The organism is Segatella copri (genome assembly GCF_019249655.2).
In the GTDB taxonomy this organism is placed as follows: Bacteria; Bacteroidota; Bacteroidia; order Bacteroidales; family Bacteroidaceae; genus Prevotella.
The window spans coordinates 2,010,314-2,024,702 of record NZ_CP137557.1 but is presented as its reverse complement, the minus strand read 5'-3'; the positions used below and the strand labels follow the sequence as shown (position 1 = coordinate 2,024,702).

Here is a 14,389-nt window from a genome sequence, read left to right as displayed (position 1 = left end):
TGCCTTGTTAGTTTAAAAACTACGCCAAAAAGACTATTGTCTTAACTCCTTTAACTCCTTAACTCCTTTAACTCCCTATTATGATTTACACCAATTTATAAATCTCGCTAGGCGTCTTCCGTCTCAGCACTTCCAGCTCGAAGTCCTTGCCGGCTACGATGCCCTTGCTTCTGAGAATCTGCTCCACGGTTTTTCTTGCCAACTCGGGATGATTGTTTTCCTCGCTGAGATGGCAGAGCCATACATGGCGGAGACCCGGAGAAGCATAATCGGCAAGCGCCTGTCCGCACGCCACATTGCTCAAGTGGCCGTTGGGACCCAGGATGCGTTCCTTGAGATACTGCGGATACGGTCCCTTCAGGAGCATCTCCTCACTGTGGTTCGCCTCTATCACCAGATAGTTGGAGCGACCGATGAAATCATGCATCTCCTCGGTGATGTGGCCCACATCGGTGATGAGGCAGAACGCCACCCCCTCGCACTCCACGAAATAGCCCACGTTGTCGGTGCTGTCGTGGGGAACCCCGAACGGAGTAATCTTGAACTCGCCCACATTCAGCGGCACACTCTTCTCGATGATGTGCACAAGATTGGGCGCAATTTTCTTTCGGACGCAGTAGTTGCGCTCGATACCTACATGAACTTTACGGGTTGTATATACTGGCAGATGATAGTCGGAGCTGAGGCTTCCCACCGACTTCACATGGTCGGCATGGTCGTGCGTGACGAAGATGTGGTGCACATCCTCAAATCGCAATCCATAGTTATGGAAATGCTTTTTCAGCGTTCTGATACCCACTCCAACATCTATCAGTATCGAATCCGTCTCAGTGTAAAGATAGTAACTGTTGCCGCTACTTCCACTGCCAAAGGATATAAATCTAAGCATTTTATTCGTAATTTGTAGTGCAAAGTTAACAAAAAAGATTCTTATTACAAAGTTTTTTATTATCTTTGTGCGCAAAATAAGCAAATAAATAGATATTTTAAGAAATAGAAAACATGATGAAGAAATCGATATTAGGCATGGGAATCGCCGTAGCAGCCCTAGCAACAAGTCTTTACGGGCTTACGGGCTGCCAAAGTCACGAAGGCGACGATAATCAGTTGGAGGCAGATGTTGACTCGTTTGCCACCTACTACTTCAACTGGCATTTCCCGAAAACCCTGAAGTATTGCACCCGCAGTTCGGAACCCTGGCTGCGCTATGCTGCCAGCAACGTACACAAGGCGGATGTGGAAAGGCTGAGGGCGAAGGAGGAGGATGCCACGGTGGAGATCAACGACATCACTTTCGGCGATGACGGGGTGACTGCCACTGCCAGCATCACCGTGCGCAACTTCCTTCAGATGGATAGCATCGGGCAGGAAGCCCACCTCGTGGATGAGGCGGAGTTCCAGTTGCCGATGAGTATGGAGAATAATGCTTGGAAAATCAAACTGGAGAAATTGCCGTAAGTTAACTATACCCTAGAATGGTAAACCTACCGCGAAGTGGAAAGCGAAGTCGCGACTGAGCTTTGGATGAATGATCGCCCAATGCTCATCCCCACTCTCGTAGGCAGGATTGATTGCCTTCATACCCATGTCGAAACGCAGGATGAAGTAATCGAAATTCAATCGGATACCCATACCATACGCCGCAGCTATCTGCTTATAGAATTTGTCTATCTTAAACTGACCGTTCGGCTGGTCGGCATAGTTGCGAAGCGTCCAGATGTTACCCGCATCCACAAACAGGGCACCCTCGAACTTCCAGAAAAGCGAGGTTCGATACTCGGCATTCAGGTCGAACTTCAGGTCACCCGTCTGGTTGATGAAGTCGATGCGCCCGTCATTGCCCTTGTATCCGCCAGGTCCCAGTTCTCTTACTCCCCAACCTCTCACCGAGTTGGCTCCGCCCGAGAAATATCGCTTCTCGAAAGGCAGCACGGTGCTGTTGCCGTAAGGATAAGCCACTCCCAGGTCGGCATGCAGTGCCAGGGCATTGCGGTCGTCGAAACGGATGAGGCGGGTATAGTCGAAATCAAACTTGGCATACTGTGCATAGGCGATGTTGAGAAAGGTGCGCTGCCCCTGCGCATTAATCTTGAATCCCAGTGTCTTGGAGAATCCGCTGAGCAGATTTCCGGCAGATTCCACATTGAGTCGGATGGCATCCACCCCATCGCTATACGTCAGTCCGAATCCCATCTTCATGATGAAAAGGTCTTCGTAGTTATATCGCAGAATGGCGTTTCTATTGTCCACATCATCCAGATAATCGCGCTTGAAAGTCTCTGATATCCAAGGCATATACACATAGTTAAGGTCGAGCAGGTCGAATCGCCAGGCAAGATGATGACGGGGTTCTGTCCAGCGGTAGCGCCATGCCGTGGAGAACACGCGGCGATGGAATTCCGGACGGTTCTGAAGGTCCCAGCTCACGGAGAGCTCGCTGTTGGCTGTCTGCCTCTTTCTGAAACTGCTCGAAAGGAACGGTGCCATGAATCTCGGGAACACCACCTTTCCTTCTACGGAATACTCCTGATAGTTCTGGTCCTGATAGCCCTCCAGTCCGGTGATAGCCTCGTAGGCTCCACGCAACTGGATGCTCAACTGCTCGCTACCCCTGAAGAGGTTTCTGTTGGTATAGGTGAGCGAAGCCGCCGCACCCAAGTCGCCTGCCGTATTGGTTCCTTCCGGCTGGAAGGAGATGGTAGATGGCTTGTTGGTGCTGATTTGGATATGGCAGTCGAGAAGCCGGTTCATCGTACTGTCCGATGGAATCTCCGATGTACTAACCGATGCGCTATCAATTTCATTACCAGCCACTTCACTGAATCTGATATTGGTATACTTCACTGCCTGCAATCGGGCGAAGTTATTGTAAGTTCGCTGCAGGGCAGAGGTGCTGTAGGGCATTCCCTCCTCCAGGGCAGTGGCATTGAGCAGCACACGATGGCGCAGATGGATGCGGTCGCTATCGTTGCTCTGATAGCTGATGTTGCGAATCTCGTAACGGGGATGATCGGTTTCGGGTGCATTGCTGTTTGCCTTATACTTCAGCAGGTTCAGGGTCACGGCAATGTCTTTCTGTCCGGCGATGGTGTCGGCAGAAAACTGTATGAAGTCTTTATTGAAACGGAAGTATCCATCGTCGAGCAGTCGGTTGGCGATGCGTTTGCGCTCGGCATCCAGGGCATCCACGGTAAATCTCATGCCCGGCTTGATTTTCTGGTTTTCAGGATTATCGAGCTTCAGAATCTGCTCGATGTTCTTATCCTCTATGTCATACTCCACCTTGCCGATATGGAATGGCTCTCCGGGATGCAACATATAGGTTACATCTACCTTTGGTGCCTTTTTCCGGCTCTTGTTCGCAGGCTGGTTCTCCTTACCATTCGTACCCGTTTCATTTTCCGAACCATTTTCGGCGATGCTATCCGTCTTTTCCTGTCCGTGGATAGTAGTCTGCAGCGTTACTCCTGCATGCAGGAATCCCTGGTTCTGCATGGCAGTGAGCAGGTCGCGGCAGGAGAGCTGTGCCTGCAGGGTATCATACACCACAGGCTTCTTGCTGAACGGGTTATGGAATAGCGAGAAGAGTTTAGGCTTCTCTTTCTGGCGCACATACTGTTTGAGCGCCCCTGCATCATACGCTGCAGAGTCGCTCTTCACTTCCACCTTATTTAATATATACTCCCCTTCCTGCACGTATTTGCTGGCCGAGCAGCCTGCAAGCATCACTGGCAGGGCGAGTATTGAAATCTTCTGTACTTTCAAAATTTTTATCTATTCTTTACTTTCGTATTGAAGTTTCGCAAGTAACCTCCGGTCCCCGAAGGGGGCCAACTTTCAATAACCGCTGGTGGAATGACCGAAGGTCATGAAACCTGCGGACAAGCATCAGGAGGTAGAAATCGTCCCCAAAGGGGGCGAACCACATCCAGTTTTGCTCCTGTTCGCCCCCTTCGGGGACGATTAGAGAGAGTGTCAGCTATCCGCAGGTTCCATGACCTTCGGTCATTCCACCCGCGGTTATTCACATTCGCCCCCTTCGGGGACGGCAGGATGCTACTTGCGAAACTTGAGTTTCTTATAATCATCAGACAAATCATTTGGGCATTGAAAACCTACCTCCAAGGCCTTCACCTCAGGGGATATATAAAACTTGCCCTCATAATATGTTTTATTATCTAAAGCAATTGTATTCATGTCGAAATTTCCTTACATCACAAAATCTGCCATCTGTTTAATTTCTTCATAAGAAGCACGAATTCTTTCTTTCTCTTCTTTTGAAGCTGGCTTCACGTTTTCTATATTTGCCAAGAATCTCTTGGCGTCATCCCCGTAAAGAATTGGGGTTTCTCTAATTGGTCGTGCCATAATCTTTCCTCCATACTTTATTTGTTATTTATTTGAATATTCAAACATATCAAGTCAGAATATCACCTTATCAAATGCAAAAGTATGCTTTTTTTATTAAACTACCAAAGGTTTTAAGAAAAATATTTTGTATTGTCTGCTTTTTATGTTATCTTTGCATCCATTAATGACAATAAACGACAATAAATGATTAGCAAGAATAAGATCAAGTACATTCGTTCGCTCGAACTGAAGAAGAATAGAAACAAGGAGGGAAAGTTCGTGGCTGAAGGGTTCAAGGTGGTGGATGACCTGCTCGCCCTGCAACCTGCCGACCTCATTGTGGCCACCAGCGAATGGCTGAAGGGAAAGCATCTGGCAGCCCAGACAGAGGTGATTGAAGTAACCGAAGAGGAACTGAAGAAGGTGAGCTTCCTGCAGCATCCGCAGCAGGTGCTGGCTGTGTTCAAGCAGGCGCAAGATGGTGATTTCTCCATCAACACCCAGGAACTGAGCCTCGCCCTGGATGGCGTGCAGGACCCGGGAAACCTGGGCACCATCATCCGCATAGCCGACTGGTTTGGCATCACCCACATCTATTGCAGTCAGGACACAGCCGACGTTTATAACCCCAAGGTGGTGCAGGCCACCATGGGCAGCATAGCCAGAGTGAAGGTGGAATACGGCAACCTGCTGGGACTGGTGGAGTCTTTGCCAGCAGATGTACCCGTATACGGAACCCTGCTCGATGGCGACAACATCTATCAGCAGCAGCTGGAAAACCGGGGACTCATCGTGATGGGAAACGAGGGAAAAGGCATCTCGCCAGCCCTTGCCAAGAAGGTGAACCGCAGACTGCTCATCCCTAACTTCCCGGAAGGAAGAGCCACTGCCGACAGTCTGAACGTGGCCATCGCCACCGCCATCACCTGCTCTGAATTCAGAAGAAACTTTTAAATAGCAAGAAATAACAAGAAATAGTAAGTAGTATAAAATCATTATAGCTATGAAAGTAAATGAATTATTTAAGCAGCGCAGCATAACTGCTTGTATGCGAGCATCCTACTACGCCATGACGGCCGACCCGAAATCGTTCGTCAAGCAAACATGGATTACTCAAGTGCCCTTCGCCATATTGCTGGCTATCGTGCTCTACTTTCTCCTCCCCAACAAGTCGCTTCACGACTGGGGAGAAATGAATCCGATGGCTTCGTTCACCCTGCAAACCATCATTTACGCAGCCACCCTGATAATGGCAGTGGTATCGTTCTGGCATCTGCTGCCACGCAAGCAACTCTCTGCCAACAAAGGCGAGAAGCGAAAGAAGGGGCAGTGGATTCTCCGCATCCTTCGCCATCTGGGAGGTTTCCTCATGACCTGTTTCCTGGGCATCATGATTGTGTGCATCGCTACCTTCATCGCAGCCCTGCCATCCATCATCCTCATCATCGCCCAGCTCTACTCGCAGCTGGGAGCACTGGAAGGCGATCCACTCGGTGTGCCGGGCTATTTCACCCCACTCCTCTTCGTGGTCTTCATCATCACCTTCCTGCTCATACTCTATGCCCTGAGCTGGCTCGGCATCTCGCTGGCTTACCAATACGGTTCGTACCAGGTGATTGATGCAGAGAGAAAGAAGCAGAAGGAAAGCGAAAAGATGGGATTGCAGCAGATGGCAACCGCAGAAATAGAAAAATATTAATCATATTAACATATTTATTTTAAAAAGAGACATGAAACAGACTAGATTACTCTTCATCGACCGCGATGGAACTCTGATTCAGGAACCAGAGGATGAGCAGATTGACAGCTTCGAGAAGCTGGTATTTACCAAGGGCGTATTCCGCAACCTCGCCTTCATTGCCCAGCACACCGACTACGAGTTGGTGATGGTGAGCAACCAGGACGGTTTGGGCACCGATTCCTTCCCGGAAGACACCTTCTGGCCTGTACACAACTTCATCATCCAAACCCTGGAGAGCGAGGGCATCCACTTCAGCAAGCAGCATATCGACCGCCACTTCCCGGAGGATAATTCGCCAATGAGAAAGCCGGGCACGGGCATGCTGACCGAATACATCGGCAACCCAGCATACGACCTGGCAAACAGTTATGTAATCGGCGACCGTGAGACGGATGCCCAGTTTGCCGAGAACCTGGGTTGCAAGAGTCTGATTCTCGGAAAGGACGGCATGGACTGGGACAAGATAGCCGAGATTCTCTTTGCCGGCGACCGCATCGCTGAGGTGAAGCGCACCACCAAGGAGACGGATATCTACATCAAGGTAAATCTCGATGGCAGCGGCAAATGCGACATTTCTACCGGTCTTGGTTTCTTCGACCACATGCTGGAGCAGATAGGCAAGCACGGCATGATGGACCTCACCATCCACACCAAGGGCGACCTCTATGTGGATGAACATCACACCATAGAGGATACGGGTATTGCCCTGGGCGAATGCCTGCTGCAGGCGCTGGGCGACAAGCGTGGCATCGAAAGATACGGCTACAGTCTGCCGATGGATGATTGTCTCTGTCAGGTGGCATTGGATTTCGGTGGCCGCCCATGGTTGATTTGGGATGCCGAGTTCCACAGAGAGAAGGTGGGCGAAATGCCAACCGAGATGTTCAAGCATTTCTTCAAGAGTCTGAGTGATGCGGCAAAGATGAACCTCAACATCAAGGCTGAGGGCGAAAATGAGCATCACAAGATAGAAGGCATTTTCAAGGCGCTTGCCCGTTCGCTGAAAATGGCGGTGAAGAGAGACATCTATCACTTCGAGCTTCCTAGCTCTAAGGGAATGCTGTAAGGAGTTTATAGTTAAGAGTTTATAGTTAAGAGTTTATAGTTTATAGATGACTGTTGCTATAAACTATAAACTCTTAACTGTAAACTATTATTAGAACTTTGTCATGAACTCCACAACAATCTTATCTTTTTCTGAAACTTTAGCTATACCCCCTTTGCGATAGAAATACTTCTCGTAGTTGATACGGATATCCGAGATGAATGGCTTGGCAAGGCTCAGGGTTACACCGCCCGTAACACGATGGCGCTTGTAATCGTTGATCTTCAAGGCACCAGGCTCTGTATCAGAACCGCCATATCGGGTACCATCGCTGTGGTCGCTCATGAAATCATATCGTGCCAATGGCGAAACCTTCCGGATGATGCTCTTGGGATTAGCCACCGGAATATCATAGCATACGAATCCATCGAACGCATGCACATCGTGGAAGGCATCCTTGCTGTAATGCTTGTAAAGATACTCAGCCTCAGCAATGAAACCACCCTTGTGGAAGGTGATACCGCCATCATACATCGTTACCGTAATATCAGATGGCTTGATCTTCTGGGTACTCAACACCAGGTTCACATTCGGAAAGAGGAACTGAGCCTTAGCTGAATAGTTAACGCCCTTGGTCCAGTAATCCTTCTGATTGGTCAAGCCCGAACCGTTGAAGATACCGGCATTCACCACGATAGGGAAGCCAACATTCCAGGTGTATCCGATTTCAGCACCCACGTCGCGCACGTTACCCACCTGCTTGGCGATGAACGAACGGTTGGCGAAGTACTGCTGATGAGGAGAACGGTGAGCATCGATGGTGAATGGCACACGCTCCTGACCGATGGTGAACTGCAGGGTCTTCCAAGGCTTGATGCGTGTATAGGCATCGAGCATCTTGATCTTACCCTCGTCGCAGAGGTCGATTTCCGCCTTATAGCTTACCTGAGGTGTTACATTGCCAGTCACGTTGATGCGGGCTGTACGCACCTCGAATCGTCCCTCCCCCTCTTCGGTCTGGTACTCATACTTGGAGCGGATGGTTCCACCAATGGTCATCGTCTTGGTGAATTCCCCGATGCCCTTCTCCAAAGAACTGTTTCCTGAATTCTGGGCATTCATTCCCATCGACACCATCGTGAGTGCCATCAACAAATACGTTTTCTTCTTCATTTCTTACCTTATTATATATATATACACCCTTAATTCCGCAACACTATAGTTTAACATTATTTATAAGTGCCTGAGCAACAAAAAGTTGCCCAGGATTTTGCCATGTCAGAATTTTCACTTACCTTAGTGTTGCGAAAAGAAGACAAGCAAAACTCTAATATGACATGGCAAAGATACAAATAAAATCTGAGAAACTCACTCCTTTTGGAGGAATTTTTTCTATTATGGAGCAATTTGATGCTCTTTTAGCTCAAACCATAGATTCCACCTTGGGATTGAGATGCACTATGTTTGGTTATCAATATAGCGAAATTCTACGCTCTCTGATGTGCGTATATCTTTGTGGCGGCTCATGTATTGAGGATGTTACAACTCACTTGATGAAACATTTGTCTCTTCATCCAACTCTTCGCACTTGCAGCGCAGACACCATATTGCGTGCTATCGAAGAACTGACTTGTAAGAACATCACCTATAAATCTGCTTCTGGCAACTCCTATGATTTCAATACTGCAGACAAGATGAACTGCTTATTGATCAAAGCCCTGCTTGCTACTGGTCAATTGAAATCCGGTCAAGAGTATGATTTTGACTTTGACCATCAGTTCATTGAAACAGAGAAGCATGATGCAAAACCAACCTACAAGAAGTTCCTGGGCTATAGTCCAGGTGTGGCAGTCATTAACGACATGATTGTCGGTATTGAAAATAGAGACGGCAACACAAACGTGCGCTTCAACCAAAGAGAGACTTTGGAAAGAATCTTCAAGCGACTGGAGGCATCAGAAGTATATATATCCCGTGCCCGCATGGATTGCGGCTCATGCTCGGAGGAAATCGTAGATATGGTAGAGGCTCATTGCAGGCATTTTTATATTCGTGCCAACAGATGCTCTTCCTTCTACGATTCCATGTTTGCCTTGACTGGATGGAAAACTGTTGAAATCAACGGTATTGAATTTGAGCTGAATTCCATCCTTGTTGAGAAATGGAAAGGAAAACCGTATCGTCTTGTCATACAGAGACAAAGGCGAATAGATGGAGACCTTGACATTTGGGAAGGCGAATATACCTACAGATGTATACTGACTAACGATTACAAGTCGAGTGCAAGAGACATCGTGGAATTCTACAATCTTCGTGGTGGCAAGGAACGCATCTTCGATGACATGAACAATGGCTTTGGCTGGAATCGATTGCCAAAATCGTTCATGGCACAGAATACTGTATTCCTGCTTATGACAGCTCTCATCAGAAACTTCTACAAAGCTATTATGCAGAGATTGAAAACCCATGAATTTGGATTGCGTGCCACCAGCAGAATCAAGACCTTTGTTTTCAAGTTCATCTCTGTTCCTGCGAAATGGATTAAGACATCACGTAGGCATGTATTGAATATTTACTCAGACAACAATGCTTATGCCAACCTGTTCAAGACAGACTTTGGTTAAAGACCATGCTTTTCTGGTTAAACCAGCGTATTACCTCAAGTCGCTTTATGGGGTAAGGGGATTTTGTGTCTGCGACATTTCTGTTGTGCAAGAAATATGTACAATAAAATGAATTTTGTCGCTTTGCAAGCAAAATCCCACTAAACCCTATAGGTTGCGGATTTGAGGTACACGTAAATCTGATTTTGTTTATTCCGAATGAAACCCTCCTCATTGACATAGGAAAGACATCTTCTTCATTTCGACTGCAAAGGTAAGGAGAAGATATTTCTACCGTAAAACATAAATATTACAAAGCTGTTACATCACTGATTTTCTGCACCTGTAATATCATTGTAATGATGGCAAAAACAGAGGAATAAACCACTTCATCCACAAATAAAATAAAAGATATGTCAATATCTCAAATTTTTATGCTATCTTTGCACAGAAATGTGCGAAGGTAGCATTTTTTTTGTTTACCTTTCGCCTCTTCTTGCGTCATACACATAAAAAGGAACAAATGGAAGAAACAGAATTTGAACATATCGCCCAGGAAATGCGCCCCAGGTTGACGGCACATTGTCAACGTTATCTCTCGGCAGGAACCCTTGCCGAAGAAGCCGACGACATCGTACAGGAAACCCTGGTGAAGCTCTGGAAGATGCACGAAAGGCTCTCTGAATACCAGAGCATCGAGGCCTTAGGTATGACGATAGCCAAGAATCTCTGCATCGACCATCTGAGACGCAACAAAGCCCAGACGGCATCGCTGGAACAGATGAAGCATCCTGCAGGAATCTGTACGGCAACCGAGCGTACCGACCAGGCCATCATCGGCGAAGATACGCAAAGGCGACTCAACAGGGCGATGGACAGGCTTCCGGATACGCAGAGAAGAATGCTGCTATTGAGAAGCGAGGGAAAGAGCCTCGATGAGATTGCCGAAATCTGCGGAGCCAACAAGACGAGCACCAAGACGATGATTTCAGCAGCAAGAAGATCATTGCTGAAAATGATGAAGTCATAAACTCTAAAAATGAAAGAAATGAAGAAATTAGAAGATATAACCTATCGCCATGAGCTGATAGAGCGCTACCTCGATGCTGATACCAGCGTGGAGGAAGAACAGGCATTGGCTGATTTCTATCGCCATTGCGAGAATAAGGATTTAACGGATGAGGATCTCGACATCAGAAACCTGATGCTGGGAATGGAGAACTATACTCCGAATTTCCATCAAACAGAAATGGAAATGATGGAAGAATTGGACGGAAAAGAAGAGATGAAAGAACTGGACAGAAAAGAAGAAGCTGATGGACAGCCGCAAATGAAAGAGATGTCCCTTGCAGCTTCAAAGAAGCACGAAACAAGATGGGTACGCCTCTCTGCCATTCTTCTCGCTACGGCGATGCTGGCAGGCCTCATCTTCCTGCTCTTCCCTATCAAGGATTATTTCTCATCCTCTTCCGAACAACAACCTGGTTTCACCAACCTGGTTTCTACAGAGCAGGTGGTTCGCTCGCAGCCATCTTCAGAAGATGGAAACGGGAATCTGAATGCGTACGAAAAGATGGAACGTGCCGACTCCCTCTTCCTGGCTGCCACAAAGGATATCGTGACTCCACAGGAGATGAAGTCAAGAAAGATGGCCCTTGCCAAAAGAAAGAATTTCGCAGAAAGAAGCGAGAAAGATGCTGGGAAGACAGCAGAGACCTCTTTAGGTAATACGGAGAAGACTTCAGAAAACAAAGAGAAGACTTCCGGCAATGCCGAAAAGACCTCATCTGAAGCAGAAAGAAGCATTCATGAAGATTTCACTCAGATTTATGAAGTAGCCTCTGCCGCCCTGCCTTCTGCCGAGCAGCTGACCATCAACCGCCAAGGCGATAACATCGTTATCTCAACCCTGGACAACGACGGCAACATGCAGCATTACACCATCAATATCAAGGAAACACAAGATGGTAGCTATCAGCTACTTCCTTTGGCACAGTTAAACGAATGATAAAACATTTCACGCTTAATTATAAACATTTCACGCTTATGAAAAAGTATATTTTCACCATTGCATTTGCCCTGCTGGGCATAACCAGCAGTATGGCATCGAAGGCAGATACCCTGCGTATCTACACCATCGACGGCGAACGCATTCCGAACTTCACCGGCAAGGAACTCATCGGTAAAACCATCAAGAATTACCAGGTAAACACCAACGTCTTGCCGGCACCCAAAAGAGATGTGATAGAGATTCATATCATCACTACTACCACACCTCCTGTCGCCAAGACAGCCCCTCACTATCTGATCAAGGGCAGAGAGCAGGAACTGACTGAAGAAGATTTCAACAAGATTTCTCCCAGCAAGATCAGAGCCATCGATGTCTTAAAAGAGGGCACCAAAGCCATTCAGGAAAGAGGTCTGAAAGAGGATGGCAGAAGCTACATCATCGTTACTCTGGAGAAATAACAGATAAGACATATCCCTTTTTCTTCAGCGACTCAATCTTAACGGTCGCATCATGCTGAAGAGCATGGCGGAGATACGTCATCTGCACATTCACAGCCAGGGAGTTGGCATAGCTCACGGTACCCCACACCGCCTCCTGTATCATCTCCTTGCTTACTACATTGCCGATATTCTTCGCCAGCAGACGGAGGATGTCGGCTTGTCGGCTGGTGATGAGCACACGAGAGGAACGGGTGCGAAGCTCATTGTTGTTATAGCAGAAGGTGGTTTCTCCGAAATGATACACCTCCTCTTCTATCGTCTCACTCTCATTCATGGAGAACCGCTCCTCTATTCTTGCCAGCAACTCTTCCGGATAGAAGGGTTTGGCAAGATAATCGTTTGCCTTCAGGGAGAAACCTTTCAGTCGATCGTTCTTCTCCGTACGGTCGGTGAGGAAGAAGATAAGTACCTTCGGGTCGATAGCTCTGATGCGCTCAGCCACCTCATAGCCATCCATCTCCGGCATATTGATGTCGAGCAATACCAGGTCGGGCTTCACTTCCGGGAACTGCTCCCATGCCTTCTTGCCATTTCCGGCATAAGTCACATCGTAGCCATGCTGCTGCAGGAAACTCTTCAGCAACATAGAATACTTCAAGTCATCGTCTGCAAATAATATCTTGATCATTTTTTCTGTTGTTTATAGCGTTAAACCGGATGCATCAGGAGTGCTGCGGGATGATGATCGAAATCCTGGTTCCCTTGCCCACTTCGCTCTGCATCATTTTTCTGCCCCCATGGGCCTTCACAATCATATCCACAAAACTCAAACCCAAGCCGATGCCCGGCTGCATCATATCCGGGTAAGCATTGCTGCGATAGAACTTCGTCCAGACTCTCTGCTGCTCGTCGGGCGAAATTCCGATTCCATTATCTGATACAGAAATCATGACTTCCTCCTTCTCGGTATCTCGGCAGGCAACATGAATATTGACAATATCGCCGGAATACTTCACCGAGTTCTCCATCAGATTGCTGACCACATTCAGAAGCTGGTCTCTATCTCCCATCATCCTATCGGAAGTGCGCTGGTAATCGAGCGAAACATTCACCTCCTTCTGCTTATTCTTTCGATACACAGCCACCAGATTCTGCAAGGCGGCATGGATATCGAAAGAAGTTATCTGGAGCGGGATATGTTCCTCTGCCCTGATTACTTCACGAAGTTTGGCGAGATAGGCAGTCAGGTTATCGCTCTCCTCTCTTACGGTCTCCATGATAAGGGCATTCTCATCCTTCTCATCAGTCTTTTGAGCAGAGAATACGGATACACACATCTTCAGCGTCTGCACGGGGCGCTTCAACTCGTGAATCATCGTATGCACGAAGTCGCTTCGCATCTTATCCACCTTCTTCTGCAGGAGCAGCACCTTGATGAGATAAGCTATGCTCAGGAGAAGCATGATGGTAACCAGGAGACTTCCTATCATCTGCCACATCATTCCCTTCAGAATGGGCAGCATCGGCACCTGCATCCTCATCTGCATCGACTGATACTGGATAGGATTGAAAGGCACTTCCACCAACATTTCGTGATGAAACAAGGTAGGAGGCTCTACGATTCTTGTCTGCCATAGACGATGCTTGCCCGTATTCATCTCTGCCCCGATGAAATCATTGCCCAGTTTCCTACTGATGAAACGGTCAAAATGCGCCTTGTCAAAGCGGGTAAGCTGGTAAGTGATGTAAGTATTCAGACAATCAAAAGAATTGTTGGAATCCGTCTCACGCAAATCGAAAGTATCTCTCTTCTCCATCACGTTGCCGAATCCCGGCTTGCTATACACCACTCCACCAATGATTGTATCCGTATCCAGCGGAGAGCAAATCGTAGTACAGGGACGCTTGAAGTCAGAAAAAGATGCCGTAACGACATAACCGATATGTGATTTTTCTTTTACCGCTGCTCCGATATTTGTCTGATAAGTGACTATTGCCTGTTCCGCCTTTTCGGCATTTTTCTTCCCCATCTCTCCCATCGAATAGGTTACACTATTGTAGAGCCAATAGGTCTGCAAGCCTATCAGCAGGAAAGAGGAAAGGATGGCGAGCAGCCAGACTTGTTTGATTCTTCTATTCATATCATTTTTTCTTTTTTCTGTGCAAAGGTACGAAGATTTCATTATATATAATAAGGTG

14 protein-coding genes are annotated in these 14,389 nt (G+C 47.5%); 8 read left to right on the top strand and 6 right to left on the bottom strand.

The window, feature by feature from the left end:
- Nucleotides 1-85 precede the first annotated feature (85 nt).
- On the bottom strand, nt 86-889 hold the full coding sequence (locus KUA49_RS07950; protein WP_218413293.1) for an MBL fold metallo-hydrolase: 804 nt from the start codon (nt 887-889) through the stop codon (nt 86-88).
- A 113-nt stretch (nt 890-1,002) separates the two neighbouring features.
- Here KUA49_RS07950 and KUA49_RS07945 point away from each other — a divergent pair, with 113 nt between their 5' ends.
- Entirely contained in the window at nt 1,003-1,458 is a 456-nt protein-coding gene (locus KUA49_RS07945) for a hypothetical protein (protein ID WP_218413292.1), read from the top strand.
- 12 nt (nt 1,459-1,470) lie between these two features.
- Here KUA49_RS07945 and KUA49_RS07940 read toward each other — a convergent pair whose 3' ends face one another.
- Nucleotides 1,471-3,726 (bottom strand): BamA/TamA family outer membrane protein, encoded by a 2,256-nt coding sequence (locus KUA49_RS07940; RefSeq protein ID WP_218413306.1) that lies wholly within the window; start codon nt 3,724-3,726, stop codon nt 1,471-1,473.
- A 483-nt stretch (nt 3,727-4,209) separates the two neighbouring features.
- Entirely contained in the window at nt 4,210-4,368 is a 159-nt protein-coding gene (locus tag KUA49_RS07935; RefSeq protein ID WP_218413291.1) for a hypothetical protein, read from the bottom strand.
- 186 nt (nt 4,369-4,554) lie between these two features.
- Here KUA49_RS07935 and KUA49_RS07930 point away from each other — a divergent pair, with 186 nt between their 5' ends.
- The 3 genes from KUA49_RS07930 to hisB are packed head-to-tail and all read left to right on the top strand — an operon-like array spanning nt 4,555 to nt 7,157.
- Entirely contained in the window at nt 4,555-5,304 is a 750-nt protein-coding gene (locus tag KUA49_RS07930; protein WP_218413290.1) for an RNA methyltransferase, read from the top strand.
- A gap of 49 nt (nt 5,305-5,353) precedes the next feature.
- Nucleotides 5,354-6,049 (top strand): hypothetical protein, encoded by a 696-nt coding sequence (locus tag KUA49_RS07925; RefSeq protein ID WP_218413289.1) that lies wholly within the window; start codon nt 5,354-5,356, stop codon nt 6,047-6,049.
- Nucleotides 6,050-6,080: 31 nt separating this feature from the next.
- Nucleotides 6,081-7,157, top strand: a complete 1,077-nt coding sequence (gene hisB, locus KUA49_RS07920) for a bifunctional histidinol-phosphatase/imidazoleglycerol-phosphate dehydratase HisB (protein WP_218413288.1) — start codon at nt 6,081-6,083, stop codon at nt 7,155-7,157.
- A gap of 90 nt (nt 7,158-7,247) precedes the next feature.
- Here the strand turns inward: hisB and KUA49_RS07915 are convergent, their stop codons facing one another.
- A complete protein-coding gene (locus tag KUA49_RS07915) occupies nt 7,248-8,309 on the bottom strand; it encodes a porin (RefSeq protein ID WP_218413287.1) in 1,062 nt (353 codons plus the stop codon).
- Between the two features lie 164 nt (nt 8,310-8,473).
- Between KUA49_RS07915 and KUA49_RS07910 the strand changes: the two genes are divergently transcribed.
- The 4 genes from KUA49_RS07910 (at nt 8,474) to KUA49_RS07895 (ending at nt 12,208) form a co-directional block, all read left to right on the top strand.
- A complete protein-coding gene (locus KUA49_RS07910) occupies nt 8,474-9,760 on the top strand; it encodes an IS1380-like element IS942 family transposase (RefSeq protein ID WP_055235773.1) in 1,287 nt (428 codons plus the stop codon).
- A gap of 502 nt (nt 9,761-10,262) precedes the next feature.
- On the top strand, nt 10,263-10,769 hold the full coding sequence (locus tag KUA49_RS07905) for an RNA polymerase sigma factor (protein WP_218413060.1): 507 nt from the start codon (nt 10,263-10,265) through the stop codon (nt 10,767-10,769).
- Between the two features lie 18 nt (nt 10,770-10,787).
- Nucleotides 10,788-11,747: a hypothetical protein gene (locus tag KUA49_RS07900; RefSeq protein WP_218413061.1), complete on the top strand. Its 960-nt coding sequence runs from the start codon at nt 10,788-10,790 to the stop codon at nt 11,745-11,747.
- A gap of 38 nt (nt 11,748-11,785) precedes the next feature.
- Entirely contained in the window at nt 11,786-12,208 is a 423-nt protein-coding gene (locus tag KUA49_RS07895; RefSeq protein ID WP_218413062.1) for a hypothetical protein, read from the top strand.
- Here the strand turns inward: KUA49_RS07895 and KUA49_RS07890 are convergent.
- Nucleotides 12,192-12,878 (bottom strand): response regulator transcription factor, encoded by a 687-nt coding sequence (locus KUA49_RS07890; RefSeq protein WP_118201233.1) that lies wholly within the window; start codon nt 12,876-12,878, stop codon nt 12,192-12,194. The genes KUA49_RS07895 and KUA49_RS07890 overlap by 17 nt on opposite strands.
- Nucleotides 12,879-12,912: 34 nt before the next feature.
- Complete coding sequence (locus tag KUA49_RS07885) at nt 12,913-14,331, bottom strand: sensor histidine kinase (RefSeq protein WP_218413063.1); 1,419 nt, start codon at nt 14,329-14,331, stop codon at nt 12,913-12,915.
- Nucleotides 14,332-14,389 lie beyond the last annotated feature (58 nt).

What these genes read in the sequence shown, in the direction of transcription:
- KUA49_RS07950 (WP_218413293.1), bottom strand. Translation starts at nt 889, where the DNA reads ATGCTTAGATTTATATCCTTTGGCAGTGGAAGTAGCGGCAACAGTTAC.
- KUA49_RS07890 (WP_118201233.1), bottom strand. Translation starts at nt 12,878, where the DNA reads ATGATCAAGATATTATTTGCAGACGATGACTTGAAGTATTCTATGTTG.
- KUA49_RS07915 (WP_218413287.1), bottom strand. Translation starts at nt 8,309, where the DNA reads ATGAAGAAGAAAACGTATTTGTTGATGGCACTCACGATGGTGTCGATG.
- hisB (WP_218413288.1), top strand. Translation starts at nt 6,081, where the DNA reads ATGAAACAGACTAGATTACTCTTCATCGACCGCGATGGAACTCTGATT.
- KUA49_RS07885 (WP_218413063.1), bottom strand. Translation starts at nt 14,331, where the DNA reads ATGAATAGAAGAATCAAACAAGTCTGGCTGCTCGCCATCCTTTCCTCT.
- KUA49_RS07945 (WP_218413292.1), top strand. Translation starts at nt 1,003, where the DNA reads ATGATGAAGAAATCGATATTAGGCATGGGAATCGCCGTAGCAGCCCTA.
- KUA49_RS07895 (WP_218413062.1), top strand. Translation starts at nt 11,786, where the DNA reads ATGAAAAAGTATATTTTCACCATTGCATTTGCCCTGCTGGGCATAACC.
- KUA49_RS07900 (WP_218413061.1), top strand. Translation starts at nt 10,788, where the DNA reads ATGAAGAAATTAGAAGATATAACCTATCGCCATGAGCTGATAGAGCGC.
- KUA49_RS07930 (WP_218413290.1), top strand. Translation starts at nt 4,555, where the DNA reads ATGATTAGCAAGAATAAGATCAAGTACATTCGTTCGCTCGAACTGAAG.
- KUA49_RS07910 (WP_055235773.1), top strand. Translation starts at nt 8,474, where the DNA reads ATGGCAAAGATACAAATAAAATCTGAGAAACTCACTCCTTTTGGAGGA.
- KUA49_RS07935 (WP_218413291.1), bottom strand. Translation starts at nt 4,368, where the DNA reads ATGGCACGACCAATTAGAGAAACCCCAATTCTTTACGGGGATGACGCC.
- KUA49_RS07925 (WP_218413289.1), top strand. Translation starts at nt 5,354, where the DNA reads ATGAAAGTAAATGAATTATTTAAGCAGCGCAGCATAACTGCTTGTATG.
- KUA49_RS07940 (WP_218413306.1), bottom strand. Translation starts at nt 3,726, where the DNA reads ATGCTTGCAGGCTGCTCGGCCAGCAAATACGTGCAGGAAGGGGAGTAT.
- KUA49_RS07905 (WP_218413060.1), top strand. Translation starts at nt 10,263, where the DNA reads ATGGAAGAAACAGAATTTGAACATATCGCCCAGGAAATGCGCCCCAGG.